Raw genomic sequence first — 19,991 nt, 5'->3', positions numbered from 1 at the left:
GAGGCCCTACGGATTGATGCGCAGAGCGTCCACCATCCCTACCGAGGTACTTCGGTTGACGATGCGGATGGTGTGCGTGCCCTGGGTCAGCCCGGTGCGCTGCCATACGGTCTGCTGCACCTGTCTCGCACCGGACACCCGTAGGTCCACGGTCGCCTGGAAGACGTTGTCGAGATATACGTCGACCGTTCCCATGTCGCCGTTGCGTTCGGAGATGTAGGCAACTCCTGTTCCGGTGAAGGTGTACTGGGCCACGGCGTTCAGCGTCGTACTGTGATGGGTGTCGTCGTTGTAGTCGCCGTATCCGCGCCCGCTGGTGGCGTGCCAGTTGCTGTCGTAGGTCAACTGCGTGTTGTTCACCATGGGGTTGGGGGTCCGGGCCATGCCCAGCGTGGAGGTGGTACCGCTCAGGGTCTTCTCGCCCTCGTTCGCGGATCCGGTCAGCCGTACGGAACCGTAGGTGGACAACGGCTTGGCCGTGCGTTCCACCACGTACACCTTTCCGGCGGACGTCGGGAGGTCGAACTCGGCGGCGCTCGTGGTGAGTACGGTGGTGCCGCTGGAGACGTCGCGGACCCTCAACTGCTGACTTCCCCAGGGGTTCACGACCCGCGTTGCGTTGCCGTACAGACTCTTGATGCCGACGTACTTCACCTCGCCGGTCTCACGCTCCGAACTGACCGTGAAGCCGCCCTTGGCCAGCAGGGTGAACCGTCCTACGAACGAGGAGTCGCTCGGTACCGCGGGGAAGACGCGGATCTTGTCGTTGTAGGACTGGAGCAGCGACTCGTTGAGAGCAGCGAGGTGCACTCCGAGGTATTCGAAGACGCCGTTGGTGTTGTCCGTCATGCCGTTGGGATAGGTCTGGTACTTGCGGAGCATTGTCTTCATGCCCTGGTAGGCCTGGTCGCCCAGTCCCAACCGGGCTGCCTGTACCGCGTCGTTGGCCCACACGTTGCCATACGGGAAGGGGCGTGCGTTGAAGGTGTTCACGGCCTTCTGCTGGTCCGGATAGCCGATGCCGGTCCGGTCGTAGGGCCAGATGATCTCGGCCGCCACGTTCTCCCCGTTGCGGGTCTGCGCGAGCGGTGGGATGTGTGGCAGATAGACGTCTGCCGTGGACGGATAGGCGATCAGGTTGTCCACGATCCGCTGCCACTGCGGTCCCAGTTCGGCGTCCAGTCCCAGGGACTCGGAAGCGCGGATCGTGAGGGGGAACAGGGTGCGCACCGCCGCGAGGTCGGTGATGGCGTTCGGTACGTTCCAGTACGTCTCGTGCGCGTTCGAACTGGCCACGAAGTACTTGCCGGACGCGGAGTCGTAGGACAGCTTCGCGGCGTAGAACTTCACCACGTCCCGCATGAAGGGGTAGGCGGTGTTCCGCAGGTAGGCGGAGTCGTTGGTGTAGGCGTACTGGAGGTACATGTTGTACGCGGCCTCGGTGCCCGTCGACCAGATGTTGTTGGTGAAGTCGCTGTTGACGGTGCCCCGGGCGTTGCCGTCCCAGCCCATGGTCTCCGGCACCCACAGCCCGTCGACGTTGTAGCGGGTGCGGGTGTACGACTTCAGCGCCGTCGAGTTGCGACTGTAGAGGCGGTTGAAGCCGGCCAGCAGGTCGACGTGGTTGGAGGCGAGGAAGGAGTTGTAGATGTCACGTTGGTTCCAGAACCAATAGGCGTTGCTCCACTTGGTCTGGTCACGTGTGGCCCGGAAAACGCCGTTGATGAAGTGGAATGGATTGGTTCCGTATCCGCCGGCGGCGATCATGTATGTACTCAGGTAGTAGACGTTCTCCAGGTAGTCCGCGTCCCCGGACAGCCCTGAGTACTGCACGAACGACTTGCCCCAGAAATCGTGCCACCAGGACCGGAAGTCGTTGAGGTTCGCGCTGTAGCCGCGGCTCTTGGCCGATGCCAGAGCGCGCTTCGCCTCGGTCACCGAGTCGTGGGAGGGCGCGTTGAGCCGACTGCTGGCGGTGAACCAGATGGTGTAGCTGCGTGAAGGGGTGATCGACAGCCGGACGGTTCGGCCGTCGACGACGCGAGCGCTGTAGGCCGCTCCCTCGACCGTGGCTGCCAGGGTGTACCCGAAGTTCTGCGGGTCGGACTGGCCACGGCTGAGTCCGGCGCCTGTGGAGTCGGCGTACGTCGAGACCGTCTTCCAGGTGTCGAGGTTGGGCACGTCACCGCTGTTGCCCAGTTGGGAGGTGTCCCACAGGCTCAGGTCGAGGTTGACCGCGGAGACCCCGGAGCGCGAGTCCTCGACGTGCACGCCCATCACCTCGGAGTTCGGCACGCCCATCACCGTCACCGTGCGGTTGGCGTCGTACTTGGTGGTCAGGGTGCCGTCGTAGAGCGACAAACGTTGTTGATAGGTGCTGTAGCCGCTCTCCAGTTGCGGGGTGGTGGACAGGTTGAGCAGTCCTGCGCCGAACGCGGTCTGCTGCGAACTGTCCACGCCGGACACCTGCATGGTCAGCCCGTTGGCCTGCCAGGCCATCGCTCCTGTACGGCCGTTGCCGACCGTCAGCCCGTGCAGCGGGTTGGTGGTGGGCCGGTTGTAGACGAGGTCGTGTTTGGACAGGTAGGCGGCGCGATCCACGTTCAGAGCCCCGGTGGCGGAGTCGAACGCGGCGTCCGTCGGTGCCGCCGTGGCCGGAGCCGTGAGGCCGACGGCGGTGGCGGTCATGATGCAGACGGCTGCGAGCGCGCCTCGCACAAGTCTGCGCAGTCTCATCGAATGCCCTCCCTGCTGGTCATGGGGGTGACGACCGGTGCCGGACAGCGCGGGGTCTGAACATGGCCGATCGACATCGGGCTTGATTAATCCGATGACTCGGCCGGACTGCTTCTTCGACGGACTCGCTTCCCAGTACCGTACGAGGGCACGGAGAAGCACTGCGCCGATCGGGACATGGAAAAGAACGACCAGAACAAGGCACATGAGATCAGTCGTTCTCGAAGTGCCTACGGCAAGCGGAGGTACGGCGTGCGGGTACACCACGATATCGGCATGGTCGCGTCAAAGAAGAGTAAACGTCGGATGTCTTGATCGGTCAACACTCAGCGCAAAAGCTCCTGGCCCCCTGCGGTACGTGACGCGGCCGACCAGGCACTGCGCGACCTGCCGCAGTGGCACGCCCACCGGCGCATGGAAGTCCTGCGCCCCGAAAATCCCGCGGAACACGGGTACCCGTGCGTAGCGCCGTGAACGCCGGGCCGTAAGCGCCGGAACGCTCGCGCATGAATCAGTCGTACCGAACAGACTTCAACAGGATGCCCTGATCGGGGAACATCACCTTCAGCCGGCGCTCCGGCCGCAGCTCCACTTCGCGTGCAGCGTCTGCCGCAGCGGCGTCGCCCAGCCCGAGCAGGTGAACGACATGATGCAGGGCCCTGCCTTCCCGAGCGTCAGCACCCCGGAGCAGCCCACCTTCTCCGCGGGGACAGCACGCGATGCGACCCCGGTCCGCGGTGCATACATCACACCGGCGAGTGCCACTCGGGCGGGAGCACACAGCCGCCCCGGATGGCGACGGCGCCGTTCGGTTCGGGAGCAGGCGACAGCGACGGGGTCACCCGCTTCCACAGGTCGTCAGAAACAAGCTCAGCAAGCACGCCGGACACCCTGCCGACCAAGATCATGAAACACAATTCATGCAGCTCAACTCATTCCGAAACGAGCAGCTAAGCGACTGCGGCCTTGCCGTCCCGTCGGGCGACGACGATGGCCATGTCGTCGTCCAGGTGGCCATCGGTGTACTCCTGCAGGTCGGTGACGACTCTGTGGAGCAGCGTTTCGGGTTCCTGATCGGCCCATCTGGTGACCCGCTCGGTCAGCGGGTAGAAGACGCCGCTTCGGTCGCGGGCTTCGCTGACACCGTCGGTGTACAGCATCAGCCGATCGCCTTCGCCGAACGGGAAGGTGGCCGGGAGATACAGGCTGCCGGAGATTGCGCCGAGGCCGAGGGGCGGCGCCGGCTCGGGCACCACGAGCGCGGTCGCGGCGCGGGTGTCCCGGTGCAGCAGGAGGGGCGGAGGGTGCCCACAACTGACCAGGTGCACGACCGGCTCGTTGTCCGGGATATCCACGATGGCGGCAGTGACGAATCGTTCAGCGGCGTCGTCCTCGGACCTGGAGAATTCCGCGAGGCCCCAGCGGATGGCATCTTCCATGTGGCCGACCAGTTGAGGCAAAGGGATCTGGCGGTGGGACGCGGCTCGGAAGGCACCCAGCACGACTGCGGTGTCACTGATCGAGGCCAGGCCCTTGCCGCGGACGTCCCCGATGAGCAGCCGGGTGGAACCGGAGATGCGGGCCACCGCGTACAGGTCACCGCCGATGCACGCATCGGCCTCCGCGCCGCGGTACCGCGAGGCGAGCTCGACCGGGCCGGCCCGCTCGGGCAGGGGGCGCAGTACGACCCGCTGTGTCGCGTCGGAGATGGAGCGGACCTGTACGAGCTTCTGCCGGCCCCGGTCCCGCAGGTGCGTGAAGAACACGAGGAAAGCGCATAGTGCAACGAGGGTGCCGAGTTCGACGACGACGCTCTCTGTGCCCAGAATGCGACGCTCCGCACCTGCCATGATCAGGGCGAGCACGCTGAGTGAGCCGATGAGTGCGGTGAGGCGTGGACCGGCGCCGAGTGCGACCACTGCCACGGCGACGTCCAGCACGTGCGCAAGGTGGATGTCCGGCGGCAGGAAACCGTCGGCCACCGGGACCGCAACGATCACTGCCAGCGGGCCGAGCAGCCACATAGGATGCGGCGCGGCCCGAAGCCACGCTTTAAGACCCTCGGCCACCGATCTGATGCCGATCACAGCGCTCACAATGTGCTCCCGTACTCGTCCCCCTCGCAGCAACGCCTGACCACGCACCAGTCATCCCTCCTGCCGAGGTCCTGCCCCTGCACCTACTACGACAAATGCCGGGTCCGAGTGAAGACGCAGACCCAGGGCCCCACAGCCTGGCCGCCACCGCATCGGCGCCCGCTTTACGTAAGTGCTCGCCCTGGATCGACGTTCCGGACGACTTCGTGGTCGGGGTGAGGCCGACGCAGGAGGCTGGCGCCGTCGCCCGCGGTGATCAGCGAAGTGGGGGGTGTACTGATCGCGTCCCCCCGAAATCAAGGTCAGGACTGGGGAAAGAGGGGAAGTCACCGATGTTCACTCCCGGTGGGCGCCGCGGCAGTCATAACGGGACCGTATGCGCGTCACTGTCCAGGTGTGGGGACCAATTTCCGAGCGGAAGAGCAGACCACTTGGCGCCGAACGGTCACGCGGGGCACCGAGTGCCGCCAGTTGGACCAACGCACCGCGAAGCCGGAGCGCCGCGTCGCATGCTCGGGTAGCCATGATCGGGAGTGGGTGAGTACTCCAGCTCCCTAGATCGCGATCTTGCCGTGCCCGCAGAATTGGTCTGGGAATCTGTTATGGAAATGGACCACATTTCGGCACAAACGGGTCAGTAGCTTGCAAGCATGAACACGAACAAAGCGCACGTAAGCCTGGAACGCCTACCCGAGCGCACGCCCCGTCTGGACCGGGCGAAGCTTGCCCGGGAGGCAGGCCATAAGCCGCCTGGACACGCCTGACGGTCTCCCTGTGGCTCATGCCCGTCGGCCGGCTACGCCGCGCTCGCCCCCGCACCCTCCTTGAGCCGACCACCGATTTGTGGGTCTGTCTGGTTCACTCCGATTCTGCGAGCGACCCTAAGGGCCCGGCTGCACCGCATTCTCAGCGGTCGGCGACTGACGCGTGAGGCGGGGTCCGAGCAAGCAGCGTCGCCGGGCCGCAGTGTGGCTGACCTCAGCGTCAGCCCACGGCCCGTTGGCCGCAACCCCGGCCCCGACATCGGTCTCGCGGAGCACGTCTGACGGGCCGTGACCACCGCCGCAGCCACCATCGGGCAGTGCGAATGGGCTGTGCCCTGCAGTACCTGGTAGTCGATCACGACCTGCCCTGGAGCTATCCATCCACCCGACAACAGAGCAGTTGAGGACCGCATCACCGGGGGACACAGAAAGGGAAAAGCAATGGGCAGTTCCACAGAGACAGCCGTCTCCGCTCAGTCGGCTTTCGAGACATTCAGCCCAGCTATAGCTCTCCTCGACGCGCAGGGAACGGTCGTCGGATGGTCGCAGGCCGCTCAGCAGCTCCTGGGCTACTCGGCCGCGGAGGTGGTGGGACGGTCCGCCGGCGTCCTGCTGGTGGCCGCGGAAGACCGAGTAAGGGCTTCACAGGCCGCACAAAGGAGCGCCCTCTGGGACCGCTGGTCCCACCTCGCGCACGTCCGCCACCACGACGGCCGCAGCATCGATGTGCGCCTGTGCGTGTCATCACTGTCCGGGCAGGACGGCCGGGACTGGTGGGTGGTCTCGGCGACCAACAAGGCCTCGCTGCCCGCGTGGCCGGCCGAGGCCACAGTGGCGGAGCCGTTCCTCGCTACGCTGCCGCTGCCGAGCTGCCTGCCGATCGGTGTCGTCATACGGGACACGCACCTGCGCTGCATCCGGGTGAACGACACCCAAGGCTCCAAGGACGGCATCCCTCTCCCCAAGCGGCTGGGCCGCAGGCTGACGGAGGCGGCACCCGGGACGGAGGCCGAAACCCTGGAGGCAGTGATGCACCAGGTGCTGGCAAGCGGGGACCCGGTGATCAACATGGACTACCAGGCCTTGCTGCCGGTGAATATGCGAAGCAACCGCATATTGACGGCGTCCTTCGTCCGCCTCGACGACGCGCAGGGTCGCGCGCTGGGCGTGTGCGCCGTGAGCGTGGACGTCACCGACACCCGACGTGCGCGAGAGCGTCTGGCAATCCTCGGCGAGGCCAGCAGGCGCATCGGCACCACGTTGGACGTCATGCAGACAGCGCAGGAACTGGCCGACCTCGCCGTGCCGTTCCTCGCGGACTACACCACCGTCAACCTGGCGGAGTCCGTCCCACTCAGCGAGGAGCCCTTGGCCCATCTCTGCCCACACGACGGACACATCCCCTTCTTCCGCCGTGCGGGCCTGGCCTCGATCCACCCGGGAACACCGGAGTCCCTGTTCGCTCGCGGAGAGCCGGTCTTCGTCCCGTCCGCTTCGCCCTTCACCGATGTCCTGCGCTCCGGGAAATCCCACTTCGAGCCGATACTGGACACAACCCCGGGTACATGGCTGGACCACTACGGCGCGCTGGCGGAGAAGATCCGCGAGCACGCCATGCACTCCTTGATGGTCGTCCCGATCCACGCCCGCGGCGCAGTGCTGGGCGTGGCGGTCTTCATGCGGACGAAGAACCCCAGGCCGTTCGAGGAGGACGACCTGCTCCTGGCCGAGGAACTCGTCAGCTGGGCAGCGCTGGCCCTGGACAACGCCCGCCAATACGTGCGCGAACGCAGCGCGGCTCTCGCCCTGCAGCGCCTGCTGCACCCCCACCGCCCCACCGGCGGCTCCGCCGCTGATGTAGCCTGGCGCTACCTGCCGACCGACAGCCACCACGGCATCGGGGGTGACTGGTTCGACGTGATCCCCCTCTCCGGCGCCCGCGTCGCCCTGGTCATCGGCGACGTGGTGGGACACGGCATCAACGCGGCGGCGCAGATGGGCCAACTCCGCACCGCCATGCACACCCTCGCGGACATGGACATGCCTCCCGACGAAGTACTGTCCCGCCTCGACGCGCAGGTCATCTGCCTCACCGAGACGGAAGCCGACCCCGGGCACCCGGACAGCACCACGATGGCCGCCACATGCCTGTACGCCGTCTACGACCCGATCACCCGCACCTGCACCATGGCACGGGCCGGACACCCACCGCCCGCGGTCATCGACCCGCACGGCCACGTCACCTTCCCCGACCTGCCCACCGGAGCACCGCTCGGCCTCGGACTGGTCCCCTTCGAGTCCATAACCTTGGAACTCGCCGAAGGAAGCGTGCTTGCCCTCTACACCGACGGTCTGATCGAGGCCCGCGACCAGGACATCAGCGCCGGCATGAACCGATTGCGCGCGGCCCTCGCGCAGCCCCACCTCACACTGGACGATCTGTGCTCGTCCACGGTGAACACACTGCGGGCCAAGCCGCCGACCGACGATGTCACTCTGCTCCTCGCACAGACCTGCTCGCTGAGCACGGACCACGTTGCCTCTTGGCAGTTCCCCAGCGATCCCGCAGTCGTCAGCCGCGCCCGAACTCTCGCAACCAGGCAGCTGACCCAGTGGGGACTGGAATACCTGGCCGACTCCACAGAGCTGATCGTCAGCGAACTGTTCACCAACGCCATCATCCACAGCAACACCGACCGCACGATCGGCCTACGCATCATCCGGCACGAGATGCTGACCTGCGAAGTCTCCGACGCCAGTCACTGCCACCCGCTTCTGCGACACCCCCGCTGCGCCGACGAACACGGCCGCGGCCTCTTTCTCGTCACTCAACTGTCCCGCCGATGGGGAACCCGCCATATCCCGGACGGCAAACTCATTTGGGTGGACCAGCAACTGCCAGCCAGCGCGTGAAACCACATGCAGGCACGCCAACATGGCAGGGCGATGCCCGCACACATCCCGGCCTGTTCGGCCTGTTGACGCAGGAAGTCACCAAAATCCTGCCACAGATCAGCTGCCGTCCTCCCTCGGCTACCTGTGGGCCCCACTCCTGCGTCACCGTTGATGTGTTGGGACGACTCATGCTGCCCATGAACACCAGCGCCGATGTTGGAGGCGTCGGAAATCGGCGTGCCGTTGCCGCCCCGGTCGTAGCCGTAGTTGAGGTTCTGGACAGCGCCGCGGGTCAGATCGTCCACTGCGCCGTTGAGCAGCCGGCCTGTCCCCTTCTCGTGCGTGTCAGTGACGAAGACCCGCTCCGTACCCGTCGCCGTACCCAGCTGAAGCTGGCCAACCTGGCTCAGGGCGGTGTAATCGGTCGCAAGCAGGTATCCGGTCTTGCCGGACAGTTCGTTGTTGAGGCCAAAGCAGCAGGGGGCGTCGGTCCGCCATCCCCCCCGTCACCTTGGCCGCGGTCACCGAGCGAGCCGGACTCCACCGCACCGGGGTTCGGCGGTACTACTCCAGCAAGGAGGAACTGCTGCTCGAACTTGCCGAACGCGGCTGGGGCCAGTGGCGCGACGCGGTCCTGGCCGACGTCGGCGACCGCACCGGCCTTGACCCCGTGCAGACCGCAGCAGTGGTCAGTACCACCCTCGCGTCCCTGCCGGTCTTCTGCGACCTGCTGACTCATGCCTCGTTGCACCTTGAGGGCGACGTCGACATCGAACGTGCCCGCCGGTACAAGGCCAATGCCTTTGCCGCCCATGACGAGATCGTGAGAACACTCGATCACGCCACGGACATGACGAGCAGTCAACTCGAGAGCCTGCTGGCGATGGCGGTGCTGGTGGCCGCTGGACTGTGGCAGGCGTCCCATCCGACTCCCACCCTCGCCTCGCTCTACGAGCAGGAGCCGCGCTGGGGCCATGCCGCACTCGACTTCCTGCCCAAGCTCGACAGCCTCCTCAAAGCCTCGGCCATCGGGCTCACCGCAGCGACGCCACCGTGCACTGGCGCCTCCCCGCGGAACTGAGGAGCCGCCACCCGTAGGAGCCGCCGGCACTACACCCGGAGTGACGGCAAACGCGGTGGCTTCCGGGGCAAGTGGCCGGTCACTGCACGAGCAGGTCGATCACGCCCGTCAGGCCCTCCTCGCCGTTGTCCTCGGTCAGGCGGCGGCGCATCAGCTCGAAGTAGGGGCTGAGCAGTTCCGGGCTGACGCCCTGCTGCTCGGCGGTGCTCAGGAAGGTCGGCGTGCCGGCCACCTGCATGGCGAGATTGGATACGACACCAGTGGTGAAGTCGCCGCTCCGCAGATGGTCGGCGGTCTGGTGAACCGCCGGGGCCATCGCCACGAGCCAGTCGGCAAGCAGTGGGGCGAGCGACGCGGGGTCGATGTCCTCGTTGCGGATCAGGGCGAAGGCGTGCGCGGTCCCGGCGAACATCCCGTACATGGCGCTGAGCAGGGCCACGTCGTGCAGGGCTGCGAAGCCCGCGTCCTCGCCGACGTAGGTAGTGGCGGCCGGGATGCCCAGGGTCTCTTTGTGCCGCTCGAACAGCTCCCGCGAGCCGCTGTAGAAGACGTAGCCGCCGGCTTCCGGGACGCCGATCATCGGAGGGACAGCCATGATGCCGCGTAGCGGGCGCCGCGTTCGCGCGCCCACTCGGCGCGGGCGCGGGCCTGGGCAGGGGTGCTGGTGGTCAGGTTGACCAGGTCCTTGTCGGCCAGGTCGGTACCGGCCAGCGCCTCGTCGACCGAGGCGTCGTCCAACAGGCAAACAACGATCAGGGTGTTCGCTGCGACCGCCTCGGCGGCGCTGTCCGCGGCGCTCGCTCCCTCGGCGGCGAGCGCCGCGACGCGGGCCGGGGTGCGGTTCCAGACGGTGAGCGGATGGCCGGTGGCCAGCCAGGTACGGGCCAGTGCGGTGCCCATCGCACCGAGGCCCAGCAGCGTGACGGAGGTCTTCTCTACGGTGTTCTGTTCCATGCCGATTAGGCTGGTCACAAGCCCGGAGGCGATCAAGTACCTACTTTGGAGTGGGTGGTTACCCCGGGGTGAGCGAGCACGTCGGAGGGGTGGGCATGACGACGCTGAACCGGCCGGGCACACCAGACGGACACGCCTGCGGGATCGACACTGCGATGGAGGTGATCGGCGGCAAGTGGAAAGTGCTGATCCTCTGGGCGCTCCACGAGCACCCGCACCGCCGCTTCGGCGAGTTGCGTCGACTGCTTCCGGGCATCACCGAGAAGGTGCTTGCCTCTCACCTACGTGAGATGGAAGCGGACGGCATCGTGCACCGCGTCTCCTACGATGAGGTACCGCCCCGCGTCGAGTACTCGCTGACCGAGGACGGCATGCGCCTCAACGTCGCACTCCAGCCGCTGGCCACTTGGGGACGCGAGCGGCCGATCGGTGGAGCAGCCGGCGAGGAGCCCCTTGGCCAGGGTCCGTCGGCGTGACTCGGCGTCGACTTCGCCGAGCAGTTCACGAGTACGCCGGCGGTCGCTGATGATGCACCCCTCGGCAAGGCGCGGACCTGGCCGATCGCCGTGCTGTCGGGGGACGTCGTTGCGTGACTCAGCCTGTTACGTGGCAGGCCGCGGGACGGGAGGCAGTGGTGAGCGGTGGTCGCGGAAGAACTCGGTGATGTCGTGCGCCAGCAGGCCGGGTTCCTCGTGGGCGGCGAAGTGTCCGCCGTGGCGCATGTGCGTGTAGCGCGTGAGGTTGTAGGTGCGCTCGGCCCAGCTTCGTGGTGGTTGACTCAGGTCGGCGGGGAACAGGGCCAGAGCGGTGGGGACGTCCACCCGGTGCACCCGTCGCGTCAGGTGCTGCGCGTACTCGTAGTAGGGCCGGAACGAGGTGGAGATCGTGCCCGTGAACCAGTAGAGGGATGTCTGGGTGAGCAGGAAGTCGTCGCTGAAGCGCGTGGACAGGTCGCCTCCGCAGTCGCTCCATGCGCGGTACTTCTCCATGATCCAGGCCAGCAGGCCTGCGGGTGAGTCGGTCAGCGCGGGGGCGAGGGTGAGCGGGCGGGTGTTCTGCTGGTGCATGTAGCCGCCTTCCTGTGCCTGCCAGGCGGCGACGGAGGCGAGGTAGGCGTCCTCCTCGGGGGTGAGTCCGGCCGGGTCGTGGGCGGCCGGGGCCGCGGCGGCGAGCAGGTGGATGCCCACCACTGCCTCGGGGTGGGCTTCGGCGAGCCGTGAGGTGATGCCGGCGCCCAGGTCTCCGCCGTGTGCCGCGTAGTGCCGAAAGGCGAGGTGGTCGTGCATCAGCCGGTGCCAGAGCTCGTGGGTCTGTTCGGCTCCGGAGAGGGTGGGCCGCTGGGGTGAGAAGGCGAAGCCGGGCAGTGAGGGGACGATCACGGTGAAGGCGTCCTCCGTCCGCCCGCCGTACCGGGAAGGCGTGGCCAGTCGCTCGGCGAGGCTGGTGAGTTCCAGGAAGGTGCTGGGCCAGCCATGGGTGAGCACGATGGGCAGGGCGTCCGGGTGTTCGCCGTCGTAGCGGAGATAGTGCACGGGGGTGCCGTCGAGGTCGGCGAAGTGCGACGGCAGTGCGTTGATGGCGGCCTCGTGGGTCCGCCAGTCGTAGCCGGAGGCCCAGTAGGTGACGAGGCGACCGAGCTCGGTGGAGTCGGTGCCGGCCTCCCAGCCGTCGACCGGCCAGGGCGCGGGCCACCTGGTGGCGCGCAGCCGGGTACGCAGGTCATCCAGTTCGGCGTCACTGACCTTGATCACGGGTGAACCGGTCGGCATGGCGTTCTCCTCTGTGTGCTGAGTGTGCGGGCGCGGCGGATGCGGTGTCGGCCGCTTGTTCGTGTGCGGTCGGCGGGGTGGCACGGACGGCGCCCGCCAGGGCGACGGAGGAGGCCATGAGAGCCGCGACCACCAGCAACGCCGGTGCGAGGGCGGTCCGTTCGGCGAGGAATCCAATCAGCGGCGGGCCGCCGACGAAGCCGCAGTACCCGATCGAGGTGATCACTCCGACGCGCGCGGCGGCGCGGGTGGGATCGTCCGAACCTGCGCTCAGGCCGACGGGGAATCCGAGCGCCGAACCCGCTCCCCATAGCAGTGCTCCGGCGAAGCCGGTCCAAAGGCCGGGGCCGCACGCGAACAGGACGACACCGAGGGAGGCCGAACAGGCCGCCGCGCGCAGCGTGGCGGGCCGCCCGAGGCGGTCGACGATAACCGGCCCGAGCCAGCGCCCCAGCGTGACCGCCGTGAGGAACGCGGCATAGGCGAGGGTGCCGACGGCTGCCGTGGTGTGGTGACGGTCGATGACGGCGAGGCTGATCCAGTTGCTCCCCGCGCCTTCCGCAAGCGCGAAGGCCAGTGCGACCAGACCGATGAGCACCATGCGGGGCTCCCGCCACGCGCCCGGGACCGCCCCCGGCATGTTCACCCTCGGTGACCGTGCCGTGGAGCCGGGCTCGGAGAGGAAGGAGCGAGCAGCCCAGGGCGTAAGTAGCGTGACGATGATGGCCACCGCGCCGATGTGGAGGCCGACCGGTACGCGCAGGGCACTCATGAGCGCGCCGAGACAGGCACCGGTGACCGTGCCGAGACTGAACCCGGCGAAGAAACGGGACATGAGGACCCGGCCGAGCCGCCGTTCGACGGCTGCGGCGTGCACGGTCACCGCGACGTCCCAGAAGCCCGTGGCCGTGCCCAGCAGGAAGAGCCCGGTGAAGAGCAGCGGCGGCCACAAGGCGAAGCCGAGCGCCACCGCGCCGAGACCGATGCCGACGAGCACGGCCACCGCACTGACAGTCCGCCGCGGCCCGCGACGTGTGACGACGGTTCCGGCCAGAGGCAGCACCATCACACCGCCGACCGCGATCAGCAGCAGAAGAAGGCCCACCGATGCGGCGTCCAGGTCCATTCGCTCGCGGATCTGCGGCAAACGGGACACCCAGGTCGCGCCGGCCAGACCCAGGGCGGCGAAGACCAGATACGTCGACCGTACGGCCATCGCGGTCTCATGTGAACACGGGCCGTCGGCCCGGGCGTTCACGTCTCCGACCCGATGGCCGGGCCGAGGGTCTGCGCGATGGCCGCCCGCGTCTCCTCACGCGGTTCCCGGTCGGCCGAAAGCAGCGCATGCATGATCATCCCCTCCAGCAGGGCATCCAGGCGGGCGGCGGTCTCCGGTCCGGTGAAGCGGGCCAGGACAGCGCGACTGGCCCTGGTCCACTGCTGTGTCAGTGCGCGCAGCGCCGGGTCGCGCAGTGCGGCCAGGTGCAGTTCGAAGCCGAGGACCGCGCTGCGGTGCCGGGACGGTCCTCCCTCGACCATGTCCGCCAAGACATCGACCAGGTCCTCGCGCGTCGCGACCTCGGTGAAGAGGGCTTCGTACTCGGCGCTTCGTTGTTCGACGTACCAGGCGAAGGCCTGGGCCCGCAGATCGGCCAGGCTCGCGAAGTGGTAGGTGACCGAGCCCAGCGGCGCGTCCGCGCGGGAGGCCACCTTCCGGTGCGTCAGGCCGGCCACCCCGTCCGCGACGAGTACGTCCAGCGCGGCGTCCAGGATCCGCTCCCTGCGCTGCGGATCGTGCCGCCGCGCCCGACGCTCCTCGTGGCCTGCCGCCTTTCGCCCGTTGCGGGTTCCCCTGTCATCCATAGGAACAAACGTACACTACTTAAGAACGGAGGTTCTTATCGCTGTCCCGGCCTTTGGGAAATCCGCCCGTCGCCGTAGCGCCGCTGCTCGAACAAGCGACGCCGCGTAAGCGCGCCAAAGGAAACGGCTGCATCACAGACGGCAGGAGGAAATGAGGCCGCGGGCGTGGCGGCACTGGTGGCCCCGTCACGTCGTCGAGGGCGACCGGCCCTCCCGAGAAGCAGTCCATCACTCGCCCCATGCGTTGGGGATCCTGCTATCGCCGTGCTTCTGGACGGGGGCCCTGATTGGCACCTCCAAGACCGAACGCCTCTCGGCTTCCGGGGTCACCGGCCGACCTCGCGTGGTAGGCGGTGTCGAGGGTGAGCATGTGCCACACGATCAGAAGCGAGTGCTGACGGCGATGAGGGATTGAAGCGCAGTGGTGTTCACCGTGAGTGGGACGCTCTTGCAGGCACCGCGGATGGCAACGACCGGCTTGTGCTTGGCTGCGGCCAGCGCGCGGATGCTTCCTCTGTGGGCGGGATGAGCATCGGACCGATCGCAGCCCGGCCTGCCGTCCGGACTGGGATCGAGCCGCGAGAAACCGGTCCGCAGCGCGGCCATACCGGCGCAGGCCACGAGAGGCGCGTCGGCGAAGCTTTGTGGAGTGACCGACTCCTTGCCGGCCAGGCGGTGGAAGGCCGCCTCAATCACTGCCCGTGGCTCGTCGCAGCAGACGGTCACATACAGGCCGTCGCCCGGGATGGGAAGCGGTGTGCAGCCGACGAGCGCGCCAACCTGGCGGTTGGGCAGGGCACGGGCCTCGTTGTCGCCCGCGGTGGTCAGCCGCTGGCCGGGGGTTTCGGGCGTATTCGCTTGAGTGCAGCACCGATTCGCAGTTCTGTGCACCACTACTCAGGCCATGGCGGTGTCCCGTTCGATGGCCGGAGGCGGTTCTTGAGCCGGTAGCTGTTGTCGTTGATCGGGACGACCTCGCAGTGGTGCAGAAGGCGGTCGAGGATCGCGGTGGTCAGAACCTCGTAGCCGAAGGCTTGGCCCCACTCACGCCGGGCTGCTGTGAAGTAGCCCTCGTTGAAGGCCCCTCCCGTCTTGAAGACGAGATGCGGGGCCGACGATACGCAACCGGCGTTGCCCGCAGGCCGTGATGCCCGTGCTGCCTGGAAGGCGAGGCTGACGCCCTGCGGAGGGCGATCAGGATCTGGGCAAGCTTGGCGACGCCGACCAGAGGTTCGCGCCCTCAAACCCGACGCCATGGACGGGACCGATGGCCTCCGCAACGACGAATCAATGGCCCGGCCGGCGACGTCAGTCACTTGCCAAGTTCCCCACGGTTGAGCGCAATACGCCAGGCCTCCTACAGCCCAACTCCAGGAGGCCTGGCGTTCGCAGTGCCTGCTCAGGCGGGGGTGATGTTCTCCGCCTGCGGGCCCTTCTGGCCCTGTGTGATGTCGAAGGTGACAGCCTGGCCTTCCTGGAGCTCGCGGAAGCCGGACGCGTTGATGTTGGAGTAGTGCGCGAAAACATCGGGGCCGCCCCCGTCCTGCGCGATGAAGCCGAAGCCCTTTTCCGCGTTGAACCACTTGACGGTTCCACTGGCCATGTTGGTGCCTCTCAGTCGATATCGGACCCGTACTGCACGGGCCCGGGAGGTGATCGCCCTGGTCCTCAGGCACTGCACAGCAAAACGTCCATACGGAAGCGCGCGGGTAGTACTGCGAACCACGATCGCAGCCAAAGCTACCTGCTGGAACAATCCCTCGCCAGAGAGTGACGATCATGAGAGCACCCAGTGTTGCTGAGCCACGTTTGTCGGTGACGGGCCCCAGGCCTGGCCACTCGCGCAGGCTCAACCCCCGGGGCGCGGGAGGGTGGTGTCGTCGTCAAGGGACCGGGGGCCGACTGTTGTCCTGAGCTGCTTGAAGGGTCGGCCTCTGGCCATCTCCGCGTGGCCAGCGACCGCGACCGCGAAGACAGAGTGCTGCTGGCCCAGACAGTCACGTACAACGAGCAATGGCGGTGGCAAGCCCCAGAGGTCTGCCTTCGGCACGCTGATGTCCTCCTTCCGTACAGGGCCTCCGTTCACCGTTGGCGGAAGGCTGACGAACTCTGGCCCCCGGTTGGCCCGTTGCTGCCCTCGTTCTCCGCACGTCCGCAGGGAGGAGGGACCGCTCCGGTCGACGAGTTGGCCCTGCACGGCCGTGGGTCTACGTGCTGATTCAGTGGTTGTGCATGGCGGCATCTACCCGAGACTTTCGGCGTCTCGCCGGCCACCGCACATCGCCGGTTCTCGGCGTGGACCAAGACGGGACTGTGGCGGCGACTGCACTTGGCCGTGCTGGACGAGCTCGGCACCAGCTTAGGGACGAAGTGCGGCTCATGAGGTGACGCAAAGCTGGTGGCGGGGAAACCGCGCTCTAACCGTCGCGCCGCCGCTGTCCTCCATAGAAGACGGACGCCCCGACGCCCAGAGTCAGCCCGATGGTCGTCACAACGGTGATCTCACTGGTGTGCTGATCCTCGGATCCGTACGGCAGCCATGGATCGAGCAACCCCAGCGGGTCCTCGCGTACCACGATCTGGTCGCCCTTCTTGGCCTGGCCGAAGCAGTTCTGCATTTGGGAGACCTCGAAGGTGCGCTGCTCACCGCCCAGTTCGCGGATCGAGCACATCATGTCGGCGCCATGCTTGCGGTGCAGGTCGACGACGTCCACGACGACCACATCCGCCGGCTCTCCGACAGTCCGCATGTACCCTTCGTACACCGCCGGCCCCGCGAATAGCGTCAGCGCGAACCCGGCCACAGCCGCCAGCGTGGCCGCCCCGGCCCGATGCCACACTCCGCCGACCAGACACGTCGCGACCGCGACGACGGCCAGCACGACCACCACCCCGAGCAACGTCACCCACTGCGCCACCCCTGCTCCGAACAGCAGCAGCACCGGAACGGCCACGGCCCACTTCAACGAGTTGACCGCCTTGCGAGCCGGACTCAGCACGCGCTTCCCGCTCACCACCCCGCCAGGCACGACCCCCGCCGCAGCCCCGAATTCGTCCATGCCCCCGTTGCCCCCAAACATCATCAGTCCCCGCCGACGAGAGTACGGGCACGCAGGCCTGATGCAAGGGGGCCGTTGCTCATGCAGCCGCCGGAGCAGGAGATGGCAACCATGTCCGACGGCGCGCAGTTGCTCTGGCAGCTGCCGCGCAGGGGCATCGTGCCCTGCCTGGTACCTCCGCTTGGTGCGCCTTCCAACGATCGGTTGATGTGCGCGCCGGTTCGGCCGTGTGCGCGTCCCTGTGTTGGCTACTGACGATGGTCGCCGGTGTGAGGGAGCTGGCCACGTCGTCCGTGGCCGGGAAGCGGCGGACGCCCGGCATGCCTGCAGTTCCGGCGCAGGCCACGCCCACCGCGGCCGCGGCCCCACAGCGGCGCCTGCGGGCCCCAGGCGCTCGCCGCGAGCGGGGTGAGAACGTAGCCGAGGGGCATGGCGCCCAGGGACAGGAGCCAGTCGTACGAAGTGACGCGGGCCGGCACACCGGGCGGGATGGCGGCCTGGACGGAGGTCTGCCAAACGGGGTTGAGGAAGCCGAGGCCAGCGAGGGCGAGGCCGTAGGCGACGATAACGGCGACGGCTGGAGCGCGGCCGCGAAGAGGGCGAGCGGCAGAGCGTACGTCGCGAGGCCCAGGTTGGCCACGAAGATCGGCCGGCGGGGGTGGGCACGTCCGGCGAGGAGGGAGCCGAGCAGTAGTCCGACCGCGCCGGCTTGAAAGATCTCCACCCAGGTCTGCTCACCGCCCAACTGCGCGCCACGTCAAGCAGGAAACGTGATTGCTGCTCGGCGGAGGGGCCCGATGCGTCGACCCGCTGGGCCGCTTCTAGGGGTAGGGAACACGCAGCGGCGACAGGCGAGGAGCGCTTCGCCGAAGTCGTCGATGTGACTCGGCTTCGACTTCATCGAGCACGTTCACGAGCACGCCAACAGTCGCTGACGAACTCTTCGCCGCGGCGGTCGCGGTCGACAATTTATAGGCCAACGGCCTGCCCGTACGGCTCACCGCCAAGGAAGCCGCCGACCTCGCCGCCCAGGTATCGGCTGGCGATGTGGACGCGCGTCCCTTGGCCGCTGCACTCAAGGAATGGACCGAGCGCAGCTGACCACAGGCGCCGTCCGAAGCAGACTCGCTGATCACCATGGCGGCCGCCCTATGGGGCGCCGACAAGGGCTGCGCGCGAATACGAGTCAACGGAGACGGCCCTCAATACCCTGGGTGCTCAACGAGTGACAAGTACCGGCGATAAAGCAGGGGATCATGAGCAGCGAACGCACCTACGGGCCACGAGAACTTCCCGAGGACCGACCCGGCAGCGACCAAGCCGCATCACCTGCCGCCGAGTTGTCAGACGTCTTACTCGTCGTAGCGACGATGACAGCAACGCCGTTCCTGCAGGCGATCTCCACCTACTTCGGGAACGCTCTGGCCAAGGGGATGGGCTCGGGGACGCGCGAAATCATGCACCGGTTCATTCGTCGACAGGCGCGAGCGAGTCTCGACGATCCTGCCGACGTGGTGGATCTCATCCATCTGCGTACCGAGGACGGGTGGCTGGTGGAGATGAAGGTAGCCGTCGAACCCGAGGCGCTTGCTCAGCTTCCAGAGCTGTGTGCCGCGGATGCACCGCTCAGCGAGTCCGATCGGCGCCCCGGCACGACCGCGACGATCCGCTGGGACCACGACGGCTACTGGATCGCCGCGACGGTACGTGAAGACGGGTACCGCGTCGCCTTCACGTGGGATCCGGAGGTAAAGCAATGGCGCGAGCGTACCTACCGCCGCCCAATTCCCGTCACGTAGGCGCGAGATGAGGGCACGGACTCGCCAGTCGAAACCTTGGGCTCACCTGGACTGCCCATGCAGAAGGAGACGTGCAAACGCCCACTGAGTTCCAGAACCTGGCAGACGGGCCTTCCCATCATTACGGGCCGCGAATCTACGACCGTGCGGGTTGGTTGGCGATCAGCAGAGTGACATCGGCAGGGAAGAAGTCCAGGCGGCAGTACATACGAGCGGCGCTCTCCTCCGCGTAGACGAGAAGGACTACGGCAAGCGGGGCGCAGTCCGACTCGAGAGGAGCAATGGGTGTCTTGTACCCGGCGCGGACAGTGGAACGGAAGCTCTCGACTGTGCCGTCCACGGTCGCTTCCTCAGCCGCTGCCGACAGTTCCGCACGGCCTGCGGCACCCACCGCAGTGCCCTCCGTAGCGAAGGCCAGTCGAGGCAGAGCAGGGGCTGCAGGCAGAGCTGGGTCGTCGGCCGTCAGTACACGGATGGTGACGTCGTCCGGCAGCGGCTGCAGAGGGATGGAGAGGTGCGGGTCGAGGACCATGAGCGGACGTTCTGCCACCGGCAGGCCCACGGCCTCAATACGGGCGCGTAGAGCCGGGGCTGCCTCGGCGAGCCACTCGAAAGCTTCCGGCACGCCGAGTTCGCACTGCCGAGCACGCACCCGTGCGATGTCAGCTGCGGCAACGCTCCCGGCGCTCTTCGCGGTGGGCTGCGCATAGCTCGGGCCGCCGTAGCACGGGGTTCTGGGTTCCTTTCGTGCGAACAGCCGTAGCGGGCCGAACTCTTCGGCATCGGCGAACAGCAGCGGCACGGAGGCGCAGTACTGCTCGATACGAGCACGCAGCGAGTCGCTCACCCCGCGCATCCCACCACGGCCGGTGCGAGTAATCGTCAAGACTTGTGGATGGTGTCTTCTGGGTTTGATGCGGTGATCTCGGCTGCGGCGAGGCGTGCTTCCTCGCACGCGGCCTGGTCGGGGGTGGT

Annotated in this window: 13 protein-coding genes and 4 pseudogenes; 4 read left to right on the top strand and 13 right to left on the bottom strand. The window is 67.3% G+C overall.

The genetic code is table 11. The features are described 5' to 3' along the window. Nucleotides 1–6: 6 nt before the first annotated feature. The 3 genes and pseudogenes from RCR19_RS33195 to RCR19_RS33185 form a co-directional block, all read right to left on the bottom strand. Nucleotides 7–2,736, bottom strand: coding sequence for a glycoside hydrolase family 95-like protein (locus tag RCR19_RS33195; RefSeq protein WP_331268453.1), 2,730 nt, complete (start codon nt 2,734–2,736; stop codon nt 7–9). A 678-nt stretch (nt 2,737–3,414) separates the two neighbouring features. Then, nucleotides 3,415–3,644, bottom strand: a pseudogene (locus RCR19_RS33190) (hypothetical protein); the annotation flags it as partial. 42 nt (nt 3,645–3,686) lie between these two features. Then, nucleotides 3,687–4,832 carry a PP2C family protein-serine/threonine phosphatase gene (locus RCR19_RS33185; RefSeq protein WP_331268452.1) on the bottom strand — a complete coding sequence of 382 codons (1,146 nt, stop codon included), beginning with the start codon at nt 4,830–4,832 and terminating at the stop codon, nt 3,687–3,689. Between the two features lie 1,205 nt (nt 4,833–6,037). Here RCR19_RS33185 and RCR19_RS33180 point away from each other — a divergent pair. Together RCR19_RS33180 and RCR19_RS33175 are read left to right on the top strand one after the other, a co-directional pair. After that, complete coding sequence (locus RCR19_RS33180) at nt 6,038–8,509, top strand: SpoIIE family protein phosphatase (protein ID WP_331268451.1); 2,472 nt, start codon at nt 6,038–6,040, stop codon at nt 8,507–8,509. Nucleotides 8,510–9,002: 493 nt separating this feature from the next. Beyond that, nucleotides 9,003–9,572 (top strand): TetR family transcriptional regulator, encoded by a 570-nt coding sequence (locus tag RCR19_RS33175; RefSeq protein ID WP_331268450.1) that lies wholly within the window; start codon nt 9,003–9,005, stop codon nt 9,570–9,572. A 79-nt stretch (nt 9,573–9,651) separates the two neighbouring features. Here RCR19_RS33175 and RCR19_RS33170 read toward each other — a convergent pair. After that, nucleotides 9,652–10,526, bottom strand: a pseudogene (locus RCR19_RS33170) (NAD(P)-binding domain-containing protein). Nucleotides 10,527–10,621: 95 nt separating this feature from the next. Between RCR19_RS33170 and RCR19_RS33165 the strand changes: the two are divergent. After that, entirely contained in the window at nt 10,622–11,002 is a 381-nt protein-coding gene (locus tag RCR19_RS33165; RefSeq protein WP_331268449.1) for a helix-turn-helix domain-containing protein, read from the top strand. 126 nt (nt 11,003–11,128) lie between these two features. On the opposite strand, the gene RCR19_RS33160 is transcribed toward RCR19_RS33165, so the two are convergent. From RCR19_RS33160 to RCR19_RS33125, 8 genes and pseudogenes are all read right to left on the bottom strand, one after another. Then, nucleotides 11,129–12,295 carry an epoxide hydrolase family protein gene (locus RCR19_RS33160; protein ID WP_331268448.1) on the bottom strand — a complete coding sequence of 389 codons (1,167 nt, stop codon included), beginning with the start codon at nt 12,293–12,295 and terminating at the stop codon, nt 11,129–11,131. Further along, nucleotides 12,261–13,511: an MFS transporter gene (locus RCR19_RS33155; protein ID WP_331268447.1), complete on the bottom strand. Its 1,251-nt coding sequence runs from the start codon at nt 13,509–13,511 to the stop codon at nt 12,261–12,263. The genes RCR19_RS33160 and RCR19_RS33155 overlap by 35 nt, the downstream gene beginning before the upstream one ends. 38 nt (nt 13,512–13,549) lie before the next feature. Continuing rightward, nucleotides 13,550–14,158 (bottom strand): TetR family transcriptional regulator, encoded by a 609-nt coding sequence (locus tag RCR19_RS33150; RefSeq protein ID WP_331268446.1) that lies wholly within the window; start codon nt 14,156–14,158, stop codon nt 13,550–13,552. A 381-nt stretch (nt 14,159–14,539) separates the two neighbouring features. Beyond that, nucleotides 14,540–15,052, bottom strand: coding sequence for a hypothetical protein (locus RCR19_RS33145; protein ID WP_331268445.1), 513 nt, complete (start codon nt 15,050–15,052; stop codon nt 14,540–14,542). A 3-nt stretch (nt 15,053–15,055) separates the two neighbouring features. Beyond that, a pseudogene (locus RCR19_RS33140) lies at nt 15,056–15,204 on the bottom strand (ATP-binding protein); the annotation flags it as partial. A 353-nt stretch (nt 15,205–15,557) separates the two neighbouring features. After that, the gene (locus tag RCR19_RS33135; RefSeq protein ID WP_037751662.1) at nt 15,558–15,761 is read right to left on the bottom strand and encodes a cold-shock protein; all 204 of its coding nucleotides are present in this window, start codon (nt 15,759–15,761) and stop codon (nt 15,558–15,560) included. Between the two features lie 814 nt (nt 15,762–16,575). Then, nucleotides 16,576–17,157, bottom strand: a complete 582-nt coding sequence (locus RCR19_RS33130) for a hypothetical protein (RefSeq protein ID WP_331268444.1) — start codon at nt 17,155–17,157, stop codon at nt 16,576–16,578. Nucleotides 17,158–17,518: 361 nt separating this feature from the next. Beyond that, a pseudogene (locus RCR19_RS33125) lies at nt 17,519–17,965 on the bottom strand (MFS transporter); the annotation flags it as partial. Nucleotides 17,966–18,473: 508 nt separating this feature from the next. On the opposite strand from RCR19_RS33125, the gene RCR19_RS33120 reads away from it, so the two are divergent. Beyond that, entirely contained in the window at nt 18,474–19,016 is a 543-nt protein-coding gene (locus RCR19_RS33120; RefSeq protein ID WP_331268443.1) for a hypothetical protein, read from the top strand. A gap of 136 nt (nt 19,017–19,152) precedes the next feature. Here RCR19_RS33120 and RCR19_RS33115 read toward each other — a convergent pair whose 3' ends face one another. Next, nucleotides 19,153–19,872 carry a GNAT family N-acetyltransferase gene (locus RCR19_RS33115; protein WP_331269622.1) on the bottom strand — a complete coding sequence of 240 codons (720 nt, stop codon included), beginning with the start codon at nt 19,870–19,872 and terminating at the stop codon, nt 19,153–19,155. Nucleotides 19,873–19,991 lie beyond the last annotated feature (119 nt).

Source organism: Streptomyces sp. WAC07094, assembly GCF_036320405.1.
Classification (GTDB): domain Bacteria; phylum Actinomycetota; class Actinomycetes; order Streptomycetales; family Streptomycetaceae; genus Streptomyces; species Streptomyces lannensis.
This window is presented reverse-complemented; position numbering and strand designations above follow the sequence as displayed.